The following is a 19,053-nucleotide window of genomic DNA, read 5'->3' on the forward strand; positions in this document are numbered from 1 at the left end:
GTGGCCGGAGAGACCGGCCGATCCGTGAGCTCGCGGACGCTGCGGCACGACGACGACATCGGGCTGAGGCGGTGGCGCCCGGGCTGGCGGAGTACTACCGCGACGCCATGAACGTCTACGCCGACGCCCGGTTGCACTGAATCGAAATATTCTGAGTCGGACTACTTGTGGCCGAACGCTGGCCGCCATAGTGTCGGTTCTCGTGACGCTGACATGAGGGCGCTCGTCCTGCACGGTGCCGACGACCTCCGCCTGGAAGACCTCGAGCCACCGGTGCCCGGCGCCGGCGAGGTGCTGGTGCGGGTGGCCTTCAACGGCATCTGCGGCTCCGACCTGAGCGTGGTGGGCAAGGGCTTCCTCGCCTCGGAGCCGCACCCGCTCACCGGGGCGCACGGGCCGCAGGTGCTCGGCCACGAGTTCTCCGGCACCGTGGAACAGCTCGGCACCGGGGTCACCCAGCTGCAGGTGGGCGACCGGGTGGCGGTGCAGCCGAACTACTCCTGCGGCACCTGCCCGCGCTGCCGCGACGGACTGGCGCACCTGTGCGCGGTGATCGCCTTCCACGGCCTCTCCGCGCACGGCGGTGGGCTCTCCGAGCTGACGGTGGTGCCCGCGCGCAACGCGCACCCGCTGCCGGAGTCGGTGAGCCTGCGCCAGGGCGCGGTGGTCGAGCCGCTGGCGGTGGCCCTGCACGGCGTGCGCCTGGCCGAGCCGGCCGCCGACGAGCTGGCGCTGGTGCTCGGCGGCGGCCCCATCGGCATCTGCGCCGCCCTGAACCTCCGGGTGGCCGGGGTGCAGCGCATCCTGCTCAGCGAGCCGTCCCCGCAGCGCCGCGCGGTGGTGGAGTCCCTCGGGCTGGAGGTGCTGGACCCGACCAGCAGCGACGTCCGGGCCGAGGTGCTGGAGCGCAGCGACGGAGCCGGTGCTGACCTGGTGCTGGAGTGCGCCGGTGCCCCGGCGGCCATCGACACCGCGCTGAGCAGCGTCCGCGCCCGCGGCCGAGTGGTGCTGCTGGCCACCTACCCGCAGCCGGTGGAGCTCTACACCTACGCGCTGATGTTCTCCGAGGCCCAGCTGCGGTGCTCGATGGTGTACTCCGCCGAGGAGTTCCGCGAGGTCATCGCGCTGATGGCGCAGGGTGCGTACGACCTCGACGGGTGGGTGCAGCAGGTCCCCATGGTCGAGGCCGTGACCGAAGGTTTCCAGGCCGCGTCGGCAGGACGCGCCATGAAGGTGTTGGTGGAGGTAGGACATGGCTGAGCAGGAGCAGGGCGCACGTTTTCAGGGCAAGAACGCGGTGGTCACCGGAGCCGCCTCGGGGATCGGTCGGGCCATCGCCGCCCGGCTGGTGGCCGAGGGCGCGACGGTGATCGGCGTGGACGTGGCCAAGGATGCGCTGGACGCGGTGGCCGGCACGCTGGGGGAGTCGTTCTCCCCGGTGGTCGCCGACGTCACCGTGGAGGCGGACGTGGCCGAGGCGATGGCGGTGGCGGTGCGCACCCACGGTCGGCTCGACCTGGCCTTCAACGTGGCCGGCGCCGCCCGGATGGGTGCCATCGTGGACCTGGACGAGGCCGACTGGGACTTCACGGTGGACCTGGTGCAGAAGGGTGTCTTTCTCAGCACCAAGCACGAGGCGCGGCACATGCGCGACTGCGGCAACGGCGGCGCCATCGTCAACGTCGCCTCCCTCAACGCCCACGTGCCCATGCCCGGCGGCAGTCCGTACAACACCGGCAAGGCCGGCGTGGAGAGCTTCAGCCGGACCGCGGCCGTGGAGCTGGCCCGGCACGGCATCCGCGTCAACTGCGTGCTGCCCGGCCTGGTGGACACCCCGCTGGTGGGCGTGGTGATGGGCTACCAGCCCATGCTCGACGCCTTCACCGACCGAATCCCGCAGCGCCGGGCCGGCACCCCCGAGGAGATCGCCGGTCCCTGCCTGTACCTGGCCAGCGCCGACGCCGCCTACGTCACCGGCGCCGCACTGGTGGTGGACGGCGGGTGGGAGCAGTCCAACTACCCGGACCTGGGCGGAGTGACCGACCGCCCCAGCCTCTGACCCTCGGGGCGACGGGGCCGGGGCGAGGCGGCGCGGTCTCGGTCGGTGGGACGTGAGCACGGGTCGCGCACCGTCGCCGCCTACGGTCGGGTCACCTGGTTCGTGTGCCGCTCACGCGACGGAGTCGGCGTCGACCTCGTGAGTCCGTTGAAGGAGTAGTTGTCATGGGTTTCCCCGTCATCGTTGATGCCGCCCGATCACCGTACGGCCGTCGCAACGGCTGGCTGTCCAGCATGCACGCGGTGGAGCTGCTCGGCGCGGTGCAGACCGGTCTGCTGGAGCGCACCGGCGTCGACCCCGCGCAGGTCGAGCAGATCATCGGTGGCTGCGTCACCCAGGCCGGCGAGCAGGCGTCCAACGTCGCGCGCTTCGCCTGGCTGCACGCCGGCCACCCGGAGGAGACCGCGGCCACCACCATCGACTGCCAGTGCGGCTCCGCCCAGCAGTCGGTGCACCTCATCGCCGCGCAGATCGCCGCCGGCGTCATCGACGTGGGCATGGCCTGTGGCGTGGAGATGATGTCGCGGGTGCCGCTGCTGTCCAACATCCCCGAGGGCTTCGGCGTGCCCCGTCCGCCCGGCTGGAAGGTGGACCTGCCCGCCCAGTTCGAGGCCGCCGACCGCATCGCCGAGCGACGCAGCTTCACCCGCGCCGACCTGGACGAGTTCGGCCTGCGCTCCCAGCAGCGCGCCGCCGACGCCTGGGCCGAGGGCCGCCTGGACCGTCAGATCATCCCGATCACCGTGCCGAACCCCGCCGAGGGCGCACCTGAGGTGGTCGCCCGTGACCAGGGGCTGCGCGAGACCAGCCTGGAGGCGCTGGGTGCGCTCAAGACGATCCGCGAGGGCGGGCTGCACACCGCGGGCACCGCGTCGCAGATCTCCGACGGCGCCACCGCCGCCATCCTGATGGACTCCGACCGCGCCGCCGCGCTGGGCCTCACGCCCCGCGCCCGACTGCGCAGCCAGTGCCTCATCGGTGGCGAGACCAGCTTCCTGCTGGACGGGCCGGTCCAGGCCACCCGCATCGCGCTGGAGAAGGCCAAGATGAGCGTCAGCGACATCGACCTGTTCGAGGTGAACGAGGCTTTCGCCGCGGTGCCCATGTCCATGGCCTCCGTGCACGGGGTCGACCCGGACAAGCTCAACGTCAACGGCGGCGCCATCGCGCTCGGCCACCCGGTGGGCTCCACCGGTATCCGCCTGATCGCCACGATCATCGACGAGCTCGAGCGCCGCGACAAGCAGCTCGGCGTGGTCGCCATCTGCGCCGGCGGCGCGCTGGCCACCGGCGCCGTGATCGAGCGGCTGTGACCGCACCCGCGGGTCACGCGGGCTCCGCCACGTCCCTCGACCAAGCGGCGTACGCCGAGCTGGTCGGGACCACCCGCGCCCTGATGACCGACGTTGGGCTCGCCGACGTCGACGCTGCCACGATGACCGAGGCGGCCCGGCTGCTCGAGCAGGCCTCCGCGCTGCTGAGCACCCGCCAGCGCGAGCGGTGCTACCGCCCGCACCGTGACCTGCCCCGTGGCCGCATCGCGGTGGGTCACCAGGCCACCATGGACGTCTACAACCCGCAGTCGGTGCCGGTGGAGATCACCTACGGCGAGGGCAGCGTCAGCGCCACGCTGGTGGCCGGTGCGCTGCTGGAGGGCCCGCCCGAGTCGGTGCACGGCGGTATCAGCGCGTGGCTGATGGACATGCTGCTGGGCGCGGTGGTGCGCGGCGAGGGCTGCCGCGCCGTCACCGGCACGCTGACCATGCGCTACCTGGCCCGCACCCCGCTGGACCAGGAGCTGAACCTGGGCGCGGAGCTGGTCAAGCACGACGGCCGCAAGCTCACCGTGCGCGGCTGGATCGACCACGACGGCCGTCGCTGCGTGGAGGCCACCGGACTCTTCATCGAGGTGGCGGGGTAGTGGCCCTCGAGCTCACGGGTCTGGCCGGCAAGGTCGCCGTGGTGACCGGGGCCGGCCGGATGCGCTCCATCGGCCGCGCGGTGGCCGTCGAGCTGGCCCGGGCGGGCTGTGAGGTGGTGGTCACCGGGACCGGGCGCTCGCCCGAGCACTACCCGGAGGAGGAGAAGGCCGCCGGCTGGCGCGACATCCACTCCGTGGCCGAGGAGGTGCGGGCGCTGGGACGCCAGGCCACCGCCGTGGTCACCGACGTCTCCGACGAGGCGTCGGTGCAGGCGCTGGTCGAGCAGGTGCTCGCCGAGCACGGCCGGGTGGACGTGGTGGTCAACAACGCCGCCGCTGCGCGCGGGGCCGACCGGGTGCCCGTGCTCGAGCTGGACCCGCAGGTGTGGGACACGGTGATGCGGGTGAACCTGCGCGGGACCTTCCTGGTCAGCCGCGCCTTCGGGCGCTGCCTGGTGGAGCAGGGCGAGGGCGGCGCGATCATCAACATCTCCTCCATCGGCGGCAAGACCGGCGGCGCGGCCACCGCTGCGTACGCCGCCTCCAAGGCCGGCATCCAGTCGCTCACCTCGTCCATGGCCAAGGAGCTCGGCGGCCACGGCATCCGGGTGAACGCCATCTGCCCCGGCGTCACCGCCACCAGCCGGCTCGACGACCTGGCTCCGGACGTCTGGCAGTCCTACGTGGCGGCCAACATCCCGCTGGGTCGGGCCGGCACCGCCCAGGAGGTCGCGTTCACCGCGGTGTTCCTGGCCAGCGAGCAGGCCGCCTGGGTGAGCGGACAGTCCTGGAACGTCGACGGCGGCCAGCTCACCGTTCGTTGATTCGGCCCCGTTCGTTGCTCCAGCTCCTAGACCGACACTGCAGACCTGCACGAGAGGAACCACGATGACTGACCAGACCACGGCGTCGGACCCCCGCGCCGAGGCGATGGCCCGCCTGACCGCTCCCGGTCAGCGCTTCGAGCTCATCGAGGAGGACGTGCGCGGCAACCAGATGCAGGTCTTCGCCCAGCGTCACCGCAGCCTGCACGAGCTGTTGACGGAGTCGGCCGGCTACGGCGACCGCGAGTACCTGGTGTGCGACGACCTGCGCCTGACCTACACCGAGCACCTGCGCCGGGTGGCCTCCCTCAGCGCGGTGCTGCGGGACGAGCACGGCATCGGCAAGGGCGACCGGGTGGCCGTGCTGTCGGCCAACAACGCCGAGTGGGTCATCACCTTCTGGGCCGCCACCTCCCTCGGCGCCATCGTGGTGGGGATGAACTCGCTGTGGTCGGCGCGGGAGATCGCCTACGGGATGGAGCACTCCACGCCGTCGCTGGTGGTCGCCGACGCTCCCCGCCGCGAGCTGCTGGGCGAGGTGGACGTCCCGGTGCTGAGCATCGAGGCGGTGCGCGACCTGTCGCTGGCCCACCCCGACGCGGAGCTGCCGCCGTGCGTGGTGGTGGAGGACGACCCCGCGGTGATCCTGTACACCAGCGGCACCACCGGCCGGGCCAAGGGCGCCACGCACTCGCACCGCAACCTCATCTGCGCCGTGGACTACTTCCGCATCAACGACGCGGTGGCCGCCGAGCTGGGCGTGCCGCAGGGTCCGCGTCGGTTCCTGCTCACCGGTCCGCTGTTCCACATCATGTCGCTGCACAACCTGGTGGTGCCGCGGCTGGCGTTCGGTGACGCCGCGGTGATCTACACCGGCCGCTTCGACCCCGACCGCATCCTGGGCCTCATCGAGCGCGAGCGCATCAACCAGTGGGGCGCGGTGCCCACCATGGCCAGCCGGCTGCTCGAGCACGGCGTGGACGGGTACGACCTGTCGTCGCTGAAGAGCTTCTCGCTCGGCTCCGCCCCGTCCTCGCCGGCGCTCAAGGCCGGCCTGCGGGAGCTGCTGCCCGTGGCCGGGAAGGCGCTGGGCACCACCTACGGGCTCACCGAGTCCAGCACCGCCGCCACCCTGGCCACCGCCGCCGACCTGGTGCGCAACCCCGAGTCGGTGGGCCGCGCCATCGTCACCGTGCAGGTGGAGGTCCGCGACGCGCTGGGCCAGGCGGTGCCCGACGGCACCGAGGGCGAGATCTACCTGCGCGGCCCGCAGGTGATGCTCGGCTACTGGAACAACCCCGAGGCCACCGCCGCGACCATCGACGAGCAGGGCTGGATGCGTACCGGCGACCTGGGCACGCTGCGCGACGGGGAGCTGCAGATGAGCAGCCGGCGGTCGGACCTCATCATCCGCGGCGGGGAGAACATCTACCCGGCCGAGGTGGAGGCCGCGATCATCGAGCACCCCGCCGTGCGTGAGTGCATCGTGGTGGGCGCGCCCAGCGAGGACCTCGGCCAGGAGGTGGCCGCCATCGTGGTGGTGCCCGACCTGTCGGTCACCGCCGAGGACCTCACCGCGTTCGTGGCTGAGCGCATCGCCCGCTACAAGGTCCCCGCGCGGTGGCTGATCACCGACGAGGAGCTGCCCCGCAACGCCACCGGCAAGGTGATGCGCAAGGCTCTGCCCACCGCCGTCGGCACCGCCCAGTGACGGTGGGGGAGAACCGCGCGGCCTGGGGTCCGCTGCTGGACACCCTCGCCCGCCGCCAGGCCGCCGCCCGGGTGATGGGTGGGCCGGAGAAGCTGGCCCGCTACCGCGCCACCGGCCGGGTGGACGCCCGCGCCCGCGTGCAGGCCCTGCTGGACACCGACACCTTCGTCGAGCTCGGCGCGCTGGCCGGCGACGGCACCGCGTCCGCCGACAAGCCCGTGCCCGCCGACGCCTTCGTGGCCGGGTCCGGGCTGGTGGACGGGCGCCCGGTGCTGGTGGGCTCGGAGGACTTCACCGTCGCCGGCGGGTCCATCGGCACCGCCGCCGCCACCAAGCGGGCCCGCATCGCCGCGCTGGCCCAGCAGGAGCGGGTGCCGCTGGTGATGATGCTGGAGGGCGCCGGGCACCGGGCCACCAACGCGCTGCACCCGCACCGGCCTGCCCCCAACGACCTGCAGGCGCTGAGCGAGCTGGCCGGTCTGGTGCCCACCGTCGCGGTGGTCACCGGCCCGTCGGCCGGGCACGGCGCGCTGGCCGCCCCGATGTCGGACTACGTGGTGATGGTGGACGGTGACGCGTCGCTGTTCACCGCCGGCCCACCCCTGGTGGCCGCCTCGCTGGGCGAGCAGGTCAGCAAGGAGGAGCTCGGTGGTCCCGCCGTGCACGCCGTGGCCAGCGGGCTGGCGCACGCCGTCGCCGCGGACGTCGAGGAGGCCCTCGAGCTGACCCGCACCTACCTCTCGTACTTCCCGACCAACGCCTGGAGCCGCACCCCCGACGCCGGACCCGCGGAGGGCAACGACGACGTGGGGGAGCGGGTGCTGGAGGAGCTGCTCGACCTGGTTCCGCCCAACCCTCGCCGGCCCTACGACATGCACGCGGTGCTGGCCGAGCTGGTGGACGAGGACAGCCTGTTCGAGGTGCAGCCCCAGCACGGGCCCTCCATGATCACCGCGCTGGCGCGGCTGGGCGGGACCGCCGTGGCCATCGTGGCCAACCAGCCGCTGGTGCTGGCCGGCGCCCTGGACGTGGCGGCGGCGAGCAAGGCCGCCCGCTTCATCGAGTGCACCAGCGCGTTCCACCTGCCGCTGGTGCAGCTGGCCGACAACCCCGGCGTGCTGGCCGGCAGCGCCTCCGAGCGGGCCGGCATCCTCCGGGCCGCCGCGCGGATGTTCGCCGCGCAGCACCGGGCCGGGGTGCCCAAGCTGCACGTCACCGTGCGCAAGGCCTTCGGGTTCGGCAGCTCGGTGATGGGGCAGAACGCCTTCGACGCCCAGACCGTGTCGCTGGCCTTCCCCGACGCCATGCTCGGCGGGATCCCGGCCGCCGTGGGCGGTGCCACCGCCAAGGAGGACGCCGGCACCCAGCAGGCGCTGGTGGACAACGAGGCCGCCGGTCCGTGGCGGCTGGCGAGCACCGTCACCTACGACGACGTGATCGACCCGCGCCAGCTGCGCAACGCGCTGCTGGCCGGGCTGCGACTGGCCCAGGGACGCCGCAGCGCCCCGGTGGGCCCGGTCCAGCGCACCGGGTACCTGCCCTGAGCCGGTCGGCTCGTTCCCCAAAGTCCTGATCCCTTTCCACCCACCATCTTTTGGAGCCGTGCACAGTGGCCATCTCCCTCACCCAGGACCACGAGGACCTCGCGCAGTCGGTCGCCGCGTTCGCGCAGCGCCACGCACCCATCGACACCACCCGCGCTGGAGCCGACGAGCTGGCCAAGGGCGCCACGCCCAGCTGCTGGGCGCCGCTGGTGTCGCAGGGCTTGCACGCGGTGCACCTGCCGGAGGAGGTCGGTGGGGACGGCGCCGGTCTGCTGGAGCTGGCCATCATCGTGGAGCAGCTGGGCCAGGCGCTGGTTCCGGGCGGGTACCTGCCCACCCTGCTGACCAGTGCGGTGCTCACCCAGGCCACCGCCACCGAGGCGGTCAGCACGGCCCTGCGCAGCCTGGCCGAGGGGGCCGTGGCGGCGCTGGTGCACGACGCGACGGGGCTCACCGCCACCGCCGACCCGAGCGGGTGGGTCCTGCGCGGACGGTCGGTGCCGGTGCTCGGGCTGCCCGGCGCCGACGTGGTGGTGGTGGCGGCCCGGGACACCGCCGACCAGCAGCCCCGCTGGTTCGTGCTGCGGGCGGAACAGCTGGGCGCGGCGGTGCACACCGACGCCGGGGTGGACCTCACCCGCTCGCTGGGCCACCTGGAGCTGGACGGGCTCACCGTGCCCGGTTCCGCCGTGCTCGAGGGGCTCACCGCCGAGGCGGTGGACGTGGTGGTGCTGGCCCTGCTCGCCGCCGAGGCCAGCGGCATCGCCCGCTGGTGCCTGGACACCGCGGTGGAGCACGTGAAGGTGCGCCACCAGTTCGGCCAGGCGCTGGGCACGTTCCAGGCCGTGCAGCACAAGGCCGCCCACCTGCTGCTGCGCGCGGAGAAGGCCAGCGCCTCGGCGTGGGACGCCGCCCGCGCGCTGGAGCACGAGCCCGCCCAGCAGCGCCTCGCCGCGGCCCAGGCCGCTGTCACCGCGCTGCCCGCGGCCGTCGAGGCCGCGGTGGAGTGCGTGACCCTGCTGGGCGCCGTCGGCTTCACCTGGGAGCACGACGTGCACCTGTACTGGCGCCGGGCCATGAGCATCCGGGCGATCGCCGGGGCCGACGCGGTGTGGCAGCAGCGTCTGGGCGTGGCCGCGCAGCAGGCAGCCCGAGACTTCAGCATCGAGCACGACACCGACAGCAGCGACTTCCGCGCGCAGGTGTCTGCCGCGCTGGACGAGGTCGCCGCACTGCCTGCCGACGTCCCCGCGGTGGCGGACAGCCAGCACCGGGTGGGTCCGCGCCGGCAGCGGCTGGCCGAGCTCGGCTACCTCGGCGCGCACTGGCCGCAGCCCTACGGCATCGGCGCCAGCACCACCCAGCAGCTGGTGCTCACCGAGGAGCTGCGCGCTCGCAGCATCCAGGCGCCGGACCTCATCATCGGCGAGTACGCGATGGCGGCGCTGGTCAAGCACGGCACGCAGGAGCAGAAGGACCGCTTCGTGCACGCCACCCTGCGGGGCGACCTGGTGTGGTGCCAGCTCTTCAGCGAGCCCGGCGCGGGCTCCGACCTCGCCGGCCTGAGCACCAGGGCCACCAAGGTCGAGGGGGGCTGGAAGATCCAGGGCCAGAAGGTGTGGAACACCATGGCGCACCAGGCTGACTGGGGCATCTTGCTGGCGCGCACCGACCCCGACGCCCCCAAGCACAAGGGCATCTCCTACTTCCTGGTGGACATGACCTCACCCGGGATCACCGTCCGGCCGCTGAAGCAGGCCACCGGCAGGGCGGAGTTCAACGAGGTGTTCCTGGACGAGGTCTTCGTGCCCGACGCCAACCTGGTGGGCGAGTCCGGTGGCGGCTGGAAGATCACCCTCACCACGCTGGCCACCGAGCGGCTGAACATGGCCACCACCCGGCTGGGCCACGGCACGTCGGCGCACCTGCGCGAGGCCATCGGCAGCGGGGCGCTGGCCGCGCCGGAGGAGGAGGTGCTGCGGGTGCTGGGCCGGCTCACGGCCGCCGAGATCACCCTCGGGGCGCTGAACCTGCGCGGGATGTTCCTGCAGCTGCTGGGCCGCAGCGCCGACGCCAACAACAGCGTGACCAAGGTGTCCGGAGCCCTCGCCCAGCGATCCGGGTCCGAGGCCACCCTGGCGCTGCTCGGCCCGGCCGGCGCGCTGGCCACCAGCCCGGGCAACACCAATGTCGACCACCTGGGTCTGCCGGCCATCCTCTTCGGTGGCGGCACGGTGGAGATCCAGCTGAACATCCTCGCGCAGCGGGTGCTGGGGCTGCCTCGGGCCTAGCGCCACCAGCCCCGTGCGGCAGCGTGGCGCCCCAGCGGGGTGCCGCGCTGGGGCGCGTGAGAGGCGTTGCCCACCAGGCGTTTTGGTTACGGTCTCTAGTTCTGTCCCGCCCAGCGGAATCTAGCGGCGTGCGCGCGTGTGCCCCGAGACACACTGCATCCATCCAGGCATGCCACACTTATCGATAGTTCCTAATAGAACTATGTGTAGTTGAAACATGTTGCAGTGCAACCTGGTCCGGCGCACGCGTGCGAGCTCCGGGCAGGACGCAGATCCCGCAGATCGTCGAGAGGAAGACCATTGAGAGCCGGTTGGATCCGTAGAGGAACGGGAGTGGTGGCCGTCTCGCTGGCGGCGACGCTGCTGGCCGCAGGCTGTGGCGCGGGCGAGGAGACCTCCGCCACCGCGCCCGCTGCTGACGCGCAGGTCGACCCCAACGCGGTGCTCAAGGTCGCCGCCTCGGCGCCCACGCGCAACCTCGATCCCTACCTGCAGACCAGCTACGGCGGCTGGGGCTACATCTCCGCCATCTACGACCGCCTGGTGCTGGTGGACGACAAGGACAAGCTCGTCCCCGGCGTGGCCACCTCCTGGGAGTTCGCCAAGGACGGGTCCTCGCTGGAGCTGAAGCTGCGCGACGACGTGAAGTTCCACGACGGCACCCCGTTCGACGCCGCCGCAGTCGCCGCCAACATCAAGCGCGGGCAGACCCTGAAGGGCAGCACCGTGGTGGCTGCGCTGAAGGACGTCACCTCCGTCGACGTCGTCAACCCCACCACCGCTCGGCTGAACCTGGCCAAGGGCACCGGCGTGGACCTGCCGGGTCTGTTCAGCACCAACGTGGGCATGATGATCAGCCCCAAGGTGATCGAGGCCGGCACCGACATCCAGAACCAGCCGGGCAACGCCGGCTCGGGCCCCTACCTGGTGTCTAGCTACACCCCCGGCGAGAAGCTGTCGCTGAAGAAGGCCCCGGGCACCTACTGGGACCCCAAGGCCGGCCGACTGGGCGGCATCGAGCTGCAGTGGACCGCCGACGCCTCCACCCGCCTCAACGGCACGCGCACCGGCGCCACCGACCTGACCTGGGTCAGCTCGGCCAACGAGCTCGTGCAGGCCAAGGACCTGGCCAAGCAGGGCGGCCTGGTGGTGAACACCGTGGAGTTCCGCAACGTGCTCAGCGTGATGCTGCGTGCCCGCGGTGACCTGGCCAAGCCGGAGATTCGCGAGGCGGTGGCCCGGGCGGTCAACCCCCAGGCCATCAGCGCGCTGTTCTCCGACACCTGCTCGCCCTACCGCCAGCTGGAGCCCTCCTCCAGCTGGGCCACCGACCAGGGCTACCAGTACCCGTACGCCTACGACGAGGCCAAGGCCAAGGAGCTGGTGGCGGCCAACGGTCCGGCGAAGATCGCGCTGACCTTCGGTGCGGGCACCAACACCGAGCAGCCGGCCAACGTCATCCAGTCCGAGCTCAGCAAGGTGGGCTTCAACGCCGAGCTGAACCCGGTGCCCAACACGGTCAACGAGCCTCGCTACATCGCCGGCGACTTCGAGGCCATGGTCACCAACAGCTACAGCCCCAAGGTCGACCCGGCGGAGACGGTGAAGACCTTCGTGACCGGTGCCTACAAGATGGGCAACGACAACCCGGAGATCCTCAAGCTCGCCGCCGAGGCATCCGACCCGACGAAGTCCCAGGACGAGCGCGGCGCGCTGTACAAGAAGATCTGGTCGCTGACCCTGGACGAGGCGCTGGTCATCCCCATCTGCCACCAGACCAACGCGACGGTCGCCAGCCCCAAGGTCATCGGCGCTGACAACATGCCCTGGGTCAACACCGGCATCTTCGACCTCCGCTACGTGGCCATGACCTCCTGAGTCACCGGTCTGACTCACCACTCACCCACACGGCCCGGCCTGCGCCGGGCCGTGTGGGCACCGCTCTCGTGCGCACCTGGTAAGGGGTTGTGATGCTGCGCTACTCCGGCAAGCGGCTGCTGACAGCGATACCGCTGTTGCTCGTCGTCCCGCTGCTGATCTTCTTTCTGATCGACCTGTCCCCGGGTGATCCCGCGGTCATCCTGGCCGGGGAGAACCCGACACCGGAGCGGCTGGCCGCCATCCGAGAGTCGTTGCAGCTCGACCACAACGTGTTCATCCGCTACCTGGACTGGGTGGGTGGGGTGCTGCAGGGCGACCTGGGCATGTCCTACATCTCCAACCAGACGGTGTCCGACCTGCTGTTCCGGCGCATGGGCACCACCATGTCGCTGGTGCTCTTCGCCATGGTGGTGGCCGTGCTCGTCGGCGCCATCCTCGGCACCGTCGCCTCGCTGCGGCCCGGCGGCATCGTCGACCGCGCGGTCAACGTCATCGCCTCCATCGCCATCGCCATCCCGGCGTTCTGGTTCGGGCTGGTGCTGGTGGCCATCTTCGCGGTGAGCCTGCGGGCACTGCCGGCATCGGGCTTCAGCCCGCTGTCGGAGGGGTTCACCCCCTGGATCCGGCACCTGGTGCTTCCCGGCATCGCCCTGGGGCTGCTGCCGGCCGCCGAGGTCACCCTGCAGCTGCGCGCGTCGCTGGTGCAGGTGCTCAAGAGCGACTACGTGCTCAACGCCCGGGCCAAGGGGCTCAGCCCGGTCAGCGTGGTGATCAAGCACGGGATGAAGAACGCGCTCATCCCGGTGGCCACCGTGCTGGGCATCCGGGTGTCGGAGGTGCTCGGTGGCGCCGTCACCATCGAGATCATCTACAACATGCCCGGCCTGGGCAGCATGGCGGTGGAGGCCGTGCAGAACCGGGACATCCCCGTGCTGCTCGGCTTCGTCCTGTTCACCACCGTGGTGGTGGTGCTGGTCAACCTGGTCGTGGACATCTCCTACGGCTACTTCAACCCCAAGGTGCGCGCATGAGCGACACGACGTCTCTGGCCAAGGGACCTGTCTCCCCGTCCGAGACCGACCCGACCGACACCCCGGTGGCGCTCCGCGGCGGTGCGCTGCGCTCCATCGTGCGGCGGCCGGTCACCGTGGTGGCAGGACTGTTCGTCCTCGCCGTCGTGGTGATGGCGATCTTCGCCCCGCTGCTCGCCCCGCACGACCCGCTCGCGCAGGAGGTGGTCAACCGGCTCAAGTCCCCGAGCGGGGCGCACCTGCTGGGCACCGACGACTACGGCCGTGACGTGCTCAGCCGGATCATCCACGGCGCCCGCATCTCGTTGTCGGCGTCGCTGCAGGCGGTGGCGGTGGCGATGCTGCTCGGCTTCCCGCTCGGCGTGCTCGCCGGCTACCTCGGCGGCTGGGTGAGTGCGGTGACCACCAAGGTGATGGACGCGCTGATGAGCGCCCCGTCGCTGGTGCTGGCCATCACCATCGTCGCCGTGCTCGGTGCCAGCATCACCAACGCCATGTTCGCCGTCGGCCTGGTGATGGCACCGCGGTTCTTCCGCGTGGCCCGGGCGTCCACCATGGACGTCCGCCACGAGACCTACATCGAGGCGGCCATCGCCCTGGGCTGCCGCCCGCTGCGCACCATCGGCCGGCACATCCTGCCCAACGTGCTGCCGCCCATCGTGCTGGTGATCTCGGTGTCGCTGGGTTCGGCGGTGGCCGCCGAGGCCAGCCTGAGCTTCCTGGGCCTGGGCGCGAAGCCGCCGGCCGCCAGCTGGGGCTCGATGCTGAGCACCGCCGCCTCGAACATGCAGGGCGCACCGCACCTGGTGTGGCCCCCCGGAGTGATGATCTTCCTGACCGTCCTGGCGTTCACCTACCTCGGTGACGGGGTGCGCCGTGCCATGGTCCGCAGCCGCAGTGGAGGCGACAGTGCCTGAGAGCCCGCTCGAGACGACCAAGACCGCGACCGTGGCGGCGGCGGAGCAGCCGCTGCTGCGGGTGCGCGACCTGACCGTGCAGTTCCCGGCGGCCGGCCGCAGCTGGGTCACCGCCGTGGACGGCGCGTCCTTCGACGTGCGGCCCGGGGAGTCGGTGGCCCTGGTGGGCGAGTCCGGCTCCGGCAAGACGGTGTCCTCGCTGGCCGTGATGGGCCTGACCGGGGCCACCGGCGGACGCATCTCCGCCGGGTCGGTGGAGTTCGAGGGTCGTGACCTGACTGCGCTGCCCGAGCGCGAGTGGCGCAAGCTCCGCGGCGCCGGGATGGGCATGATCTTCCAGCAGCCCATCCGCAGCCTGAACCCGGCCTACACGGTGGGGGACCAGATCGCGGAGTCGGTGCGCCGCCACATGGGGCTCAACCGCAAGCAGGCACGGGCCCGCGCCGTGGAGATGCTCGAGCTGGTGCAGATCCCACGCGCCGCCCAGCGGGTGGACGAGTACCCGCACGCCTTCAGCGGCGGCATGTGCCAGCGCGTGATGATCGCGATGGTGATGGCCTGCAACCCCAAGCTGCTCATCGCCGACGAGCCGACCACCGCCCTGGACGTCACCGTGCAGGCCAAGATCCTGCAGCTGCTGCGCGAGCTGCAGGAGCAGACCGGGGTGTCGCTGCTGTTCGTCAGCCACGACCTCGCGGTGGTGGCCGAGCTGTGCCAGCGGGTCGTGGTGATGTACGCCGGCGAGGTGATCGAGGACGGCGACGTCGACGACATCTTCTTCCGCCCGCAGCACCCGTACACCTCCGGCCTGCTCGCGGCCATCCCGCAGCCGGGCACCATGACCGACCGGCGCCTCGTCGCCATCCCCGGTGGCATCCCCGCCGCCGGTGAGTGGCCCACCGGCTGCCGCTTCGCCGCCCGCTGCCCGCACGCCCAGCCCGGGCGCTGCGACAGCGAGCACCCCCCGCTGATCAGCGCGGGACCCACCGACCAGGCCCGGTGCGTGCGCCTGGGTGAGCTCGCCCTGCAGGGAGTGACGATCTGATGAGCCTGCTCGAGGTCCGCAACGTCTCCAAGTCCTTCTCCTCCGGCCGCGACCTGCTGGGCCGCAAGTCCCGCTGGTCGCACGCCGTGCAGGACGTCAGCTTCAGCCTGGAGCGCGGGGAGTGCCTGGCTGTGGTGGGGGAGTCCGGCGCGGGAAAGTCCACCGTCGGGCGCATCGTGCTGCGCCTCATCGAGCCCGACACCGGCAGCATCACCTTCGACGGTGCTGACGTGCGAGCGGCCAAGGCCGGCGAGCTGCGCCGGATGCGCCGCGGCATGCAGATGATCTTCCAGGACCCGCACAGCTCGCTGGACCCGCGGATGACCGTGGGCGAGGCGGTCGCCGAGGCGCTGGTGGTGCACACCGACCTGGACCGCGCCGCGCGGACCAAGAAGGTCAGCGCCATGCTCGACCGCGTGGGCATCGGCTCGCGCTACCTCAGCCGCTACCCCGCCGAGCTCTCCGGCGGGCAGCTGCAGCGCGTGGCGATCGCCCGGGCGCTGACCCTGGACCCGAAGATGATCGTGTGCGACGAGCCGGTGGCCGCGCTCGACGTCTCGGTGCGCGCCCAGGTGCTCAACCTGCTGCGCGACCTGCAGGAGGAGCTGGGGGTGGCGTACCTGTTCGTCTGCCACGACCTTGCCCTGATCGAGGTGATCGCCGACCGGGTGATGGTGATGGCCGGCGGCAAGGTGGTGGAGACCGGCGACGTGCAGCAGATCTTCACCGACCCGCAGCAGGAGTACACCCGCGCCCTGCTCGAGGCCATCCCGGTGCCGGTGCCCCGCGCCGCCCGGCTGGCCGCCGAAGCCGTCCCGAGCCCGTCGCTGAGCAGCTAGGAGAACCCCCGTGTCGCCAGCCGTGACGCCGGACCAGGCCCGCACCGTGCGCCGAGAGACCGCGGAGGGGCAGTTCCTGATGAGCGACTTCCTCGGCCGCCACGACCGGCTGGACGGCGAGGAAGGCTACCAGGCCTACCTGGTCACCCAGCAGGCGCCGCTGCTGCGCCCGCACTTCCACGAGGTGGACCAGTTCCAGGTGGTGGTGGGCGGTCGCGGCCGGCTGGGCCGCGACGAGGTGGGTGTCGGCGTCGTCCACTACAGCGACGGGCACACCCCCTACGGGCCGATCACCACCGACGACCCGGACGGGCTCGCGTACTTCACCCTGCGCCTGGACGCGGCCACCGGGCTGAACTACATGCCGGAGTCGCGGGAGCGGACCGTCCGCGGCGGCGAGCACTTCACCGCGCTGGCCACCCCGGAGGGTGCGGCGGCGTCACTGCTGGCCCAGACCTCGCGCGGCGCGCAGGCCTGGGCGGCTCGGCTGGGTCCGGGCCAGTCCCTGGCGCCGGAGCTGGTCGCGCTGACCGGACGGGGCTACGTGGTGGTGCTCTCCGGTGCGCTCACCCAGGACGGCCGTGAGCTGCCACCGCGCACGCTGGTGCCGTTTGCCGACGGCGCCGAGCTGGCCACGCTGCGGGCCGGCGCCGAGCCCGCGGCCCTCGCCGTGGTGCGCTTCGCCACCGCGGCGTCTGTCGGCGGAGCCCGCCCCCTTGGACAGCAGGAGCCGCGATGAGCCAGGACAGCACCGCCCGCGCCACCGACACCGCCCGCACCACCGACACCGCCCGTACCACCGACGACGTGCTGTCCGGTGTGGACCTCACCGGCCGGACGGTGGTGGTCACCGGGGCCAGCGCGGGGCTGGGCCTGGAGACCGCCCGCGCCCTCGCCGCGGCCGGTGCCCGAGTGGTGCTGGCCTCGCGCAACCCGGAGAAGTCCGCCGCCGCGCTGCAGAGCATCCTGGACCGCCACCCCGCGGCCGACCTGGAGCACGTCGAGCTGGACCTGACGTCGCTGGCCAGCGTGCGTGCCGCTGCCCAGCAGATCCTCGCCCGGCACCGCGAGATCCACGTGCTGGTGAACAACGCGGGAGTGATGTTCACCCCGTTCGAGCGCACCGCGGACGGCTTCGAGCTGCAGCTGGGCACCAACCACCTGGGTCACTTCCTGCTCACCGAGCTGCTCACCCCCGCGCTGGTGGCGGGTGCCCCTTCTCGGGTGGTGGTGCTCAGCTCCGCCGGGCACAGCCTCGGGGCCGTGGACTTCGACGACCCCTGCTACCTGCGCCGGCCCTACGACAAGTTCGAGGCCTACGGGCAGGCCAAGACGGCCAACGCGTTGTTCGCCCTCGAGCTGAACCGCCGCCTGGAGCCCAGCGGGGTGCGGGCCTACTCGGTGCACCCCGGCATCATCGTCACCGAGCTGGCGCGCTACATGGACGAGGCCGACCTGGCCGAGATGGTGCGGCTGACCAAGCTCAACCGTCCGCCCCGGGACCCCGCCGCCGCGGGTTCGGCTCAGCCGGCGCGCAGCGGCATGCGCTACGGCACCGTGCCGGTCGGCGCCGCCACCACGGTGTGGGCGGCCACCGCGCCCGAGCTGGACCAGCACGGCGGCGCGTACCTGGCCGACTGCGCACTGGGCCGCGCCCGCCCGCACGCCAGCGACCCCGAGCTCGCCGCCCGGCTGTGGTCGTTGTCGGAGGAGCTGATCGCCCGGGCGTGACCCCTGGCACAGCAACTGCTAGATTCTCTAGCAATGTGCCTAATAGGCATACCTTCTCCGGAACGGACGGGCATGGACTTCGAGCTTGACGCCGACCAGCGAGCCTGGCGCGAGGAGGTGCGAGCCTTCCTGCGCGAGAACGTCACTCCCGAGCTGCGGGCCGAGATGGCCGTGCACGACCTCGAGGCCCCACAGGGCGAGGTCACCCGCTTCCGCAAGAAGATCGGGGACAAGGGCTGGTTCGGGCTGAACTGGCCGGCGGAGCTGGGCGGGCTCGGCCTGGGGCCGGTCTACCAGCACCTGCTGGTCAGCGAGTTCGAGTACTGGGGGGTGCCGGGTCCGGACCTCACGGTCACCTCGGTGGCGCCGATGATCATGCGGCACGGCACCGAGCGCAACCGCTCCGAGTTCCTGCCGCCCATCGCCCGCGGCGAGATGACCTGCGCGGTCGGCTACTCCGAGCCCGGCGCCGGCACCGACCTGGCCAGCCTGCGCACCCGCGCGGTCCTGGACGGCGACGAGTGGGTGATCAACGGGTCGAAGATCTGGAACTCGATGGCCCAGCGGGTCACCCACGAGTGGCTGTGCGTGCGCACCGACACGGAGGTGCCCAAGCACAAGGGCATCTCGGTGATCATCGTGCCGATCGACGCCCCCGGCGTCACCATCCGTCCGATCATCTCCTGGTCGGACTACCGCACCAACGAGACCTTCTTCGACAACGTGCGGGTGCCGGCGACCAACCTCATCGGCGAGGTCAACCGGGGCTGGCAGTACATCACCGGCGCGTTGGACCTCGAGCGTGGCGCGCTCACCAACGCCGGCGACCTCCGGCGCGCGGTGGACGACCTGCTCGAGCTGGCGCGGCTGCCCCGCGAGGACGGCACCCGGCCGGTGGAGAACGCCGACGTGCGCCGCCAGCTGGCCCAGCTGGACGCTGACGTCGAGGTGGCGCAGCTGATGGGCTTCGAGGCTTCCTCGCTGCTCGACAGCGGCACCATCCCCTCGGTGCTGGTCAGCTCGGAGAAGATCTTCTCCAGCGAGCTGCGCCAGCGCATCGCCGACGTCGCCACCGGGCTGCTCGGCCCCGCCGGCGTGCTGGCCCACCGCAGCGAGCACGCGCCCGCCGGTGGCAAGTTCGAGCGGCTCTACCGGGCCGCGCCACTGCTGCGCTTCGGCGCCGGCACCAACGAGGTGCTGCGGGACGTGATCGCCCAGCGCGGCCACCGCCTGCCCAGCTACGGACGCTGACGAGCCCG

Annotated in this window: 16 protein-coding genes; all 16 read left to right on the forward strand. The window is 72.0% G+C overall.

Annotated elements, in window-relative coordinates:
- The first annotated feature begins 213 nt into the window (after positions 1–213).
- The 16 genes from AC3YNX_RS11700 to AC3YNX_RS11775 all read left to right on the forward strand — a co-directional run bounded on the left by AC3YNX_RS11700 (position 214) and on the right by AC3YNX_RS11775 (position 19,045).
- A complete protein-coding gene (locus AC3YNX_RS11700; protein ID WP_489995575.1) occupies positions 214–1,260 on the forward strand; it encodes a 2,3-butanediol dehydrogenase in 1,047 nt (348 codons plus the stop codon).
- Positions 1,253–2,059, forward strand: coding sequence for an SDR family NAD(P)-dependent oxidoreductase (locus tag AC3YNX_RS11705; RefSeq protein ID WP_127783193.1), 807 nt, complete (start codon positions 1,253–1,255; stop codon positions 2,057–2,059). The genes AC3YNX_RS11700 and AC3YNX_RS11705 overlap by 8 nt, the downstream gene beginning before the upstream one ends.
- Positions 2,060–2,223: 164 nt before the next feature.
- Positions 2,224–3,372, forward strand: a complete 1,149-nt coding sequence (locus tag AC3YNX_RS11710; protein WP_489983001.1) for a steroid 3-ketoacyl-CoA thiolase — start codon at positions 2,224–2,226, stop codon at positions 3,370–3,372.
- A complete protein-coding gene (locus AC3YNX_RS11715) occupies positions 3,369–3,980 on the forward strand; it encodes a PaaI family thioesterase (RefSeq protein ID WP_127783191.1) in 612 nt (203 codons plus the stop codon). Before AC3YNX_RS11710 ends, AC3YNX_RS11715 begins: the two co-directional genes overlap by 4 nt.
- On the forward strand, positions 3,980–4,804 hold the full coding sequence (locus AC3YNX_RS11720) for an SDR family NAD(P)-dependent oxidoreductase (RefSeq protein ID WP_489995576.1): 825 nt from the start codon (positions 3,980–3,982) through the stop codon (positions 4,802–4,804). The genes AC3YNX_RS11715 and AC3YNX_RS11720 overlap by 1 nt, the downstream gene beginning before the upstream one ends.
- A gap of 64 nt (positions 4,805–4,868) precedes the next feature.
- A complete protein-coding gene (casG, locus tag AC3YNX_RS11725; protein ID WP_489995577.1) occupies positions 4,869–6,515 on the forward strand; it encodes a steroid-24-oyl-CoA synthetase in 1,647 nt (548 codons plus the stop codon).
- Positions 6,512–8,059 carry an acyl-CoA carboxylase subunit beta gene (locus AC3YNX_RS11730; protein WP_127783188.1) on the forward strand — a complete coding sequence of 516 codons (1,548 nt, stop codon included), beginning with the start codon at positions 6,512–6,514 and terminating at the stop codon, positions 8,057–8,059. Before casG ends, AC3YNX_RS11730 begins: the two co-directional genes overlap by 4 nt.
- Positions 8,060–8,124: 65 nt before the next feature.
- Positions 8,125–10,350 (forward strand): acyl-CoA dehydrogenase family protein, encoded by a 2,226-nt coding sequence (locus AC3YNX_RS11735; protein ID WP_489995578.1) that lies wholly within the window; start codon positions 8,125–8,127, stop codon positions 10,348–10,350.
- Positions 10,351–10,686: 336 nt separating this feature from the next.
- Positions 10,687–12,228: an ABC transporter substrate-binding protein gene (locus tag AC3YNX_RS11740; RefSeq protein WP_489995579.1), complete on the forward strand. Its 1,542-nt coding sequence runs from the start codon at positions 10,687–10,689 to the stop codon at positions 12,226–12,228.
- A gap of 92 nt (positions 12,229–12,320) precedes the next feature.
- Positions 12,321–13,262: an ABC transporter permease gene (locus AC3YNX_RS11745; RefSeq protein ID WP_127783185.1), complete on the forward strand. Its 942-nt coding sequence runs from the start codon at positions 12,321–12,323 to the stop codon at positions 13,260–13,262.
- Entirely contained in the window at positions 13,259–14,179 is a 921-nt protein-coding gene (locus tag AC3YNX_RS11750) for an ABC transporter permease (RefSeq protein WP_127783184.1), read from the forward strand. The genes AC3YNX_RS11745 and AC3YNX_RS11750 overlap by 4 nt, the downstream gene beginning before the upstream one ends.
- Entirely contained in the window at positions 14,172–15,224 is a 1,053-nt protein-coding gene (locus AC3YNX_RS11755; protein ID WP_127783183.1) for an ABC transporter ATP-binding protein, read from the forward strand. Before AC3YNX_RS11750 ends, AC3YNX_RS11755 begins: the two co-directional genes overlap by 8 nt.
- The gene (locus AC3YNX_RS11760) at positions 15,224–16,063 is read left to right on the forward strand and encodes an ATP-binding cassette domain-containing protein (RefSeq protein ID WP_489983006.1); all 840 of its coding nucleotides are present in this window, start codon (positions 15,224–15,226) and stop codon (positions 16,061–16,063) included. Before AC3YNX_RS11755 ends, AC3YNX_RS11760 begins: the two co-directional genes overlap by 1 nt.
- A 10-nt stretch (positions 16,064–16,073) precedes the next feature.
- Positions 16,074–16,802 carry a hypothetical protein gene (locus AC3YNX_RS11765; protein ID WP_489995580.1) on the forward strand — a complete coding sequence of 243 codons (729 nt, stop codon included), beginning with the start codon at positions 16,074–16,076 and terminating at the stop codon, positions 16,800–16,802.
- A complete protein-coding gene (locus tag AC3YNX_RS11770) occupies positions 16,799–17,794 on the forward strand; it encodes an SDR family NAD(P)-dependent oxidoreductase (RefSeq protein WP_489995581.1) in 996 nt (331 codons plus the stop codon). The genes AC3YNX_RS11765 and AC3YNX_RS11770 overlap by 4 nt, the downstream gene beginning before the upstream one ends.
- Positions 17,795–17,866: 72 nt before the next feature.
- Positions 17,867–19,045 carry an acyl-CoA dehydrogenase family protein gene (locus AC3YNX_RS11775; RefSeq protein WP_489995582.1) on the forward strand — a complete coding sequence of 393 codons (1,179 nt, stop codon included), beginning with the start codon at positions 17,867–17,869 and terminating at the stop codon, positions 19,043–19,045.
- The last annotated feature ends 8 nt before the right edge of the window (positions 19,046–19,053 follow it).

It is taken from the genome of Rhodococcus sp. Z13_19A, from assembly GCF_058133575.1.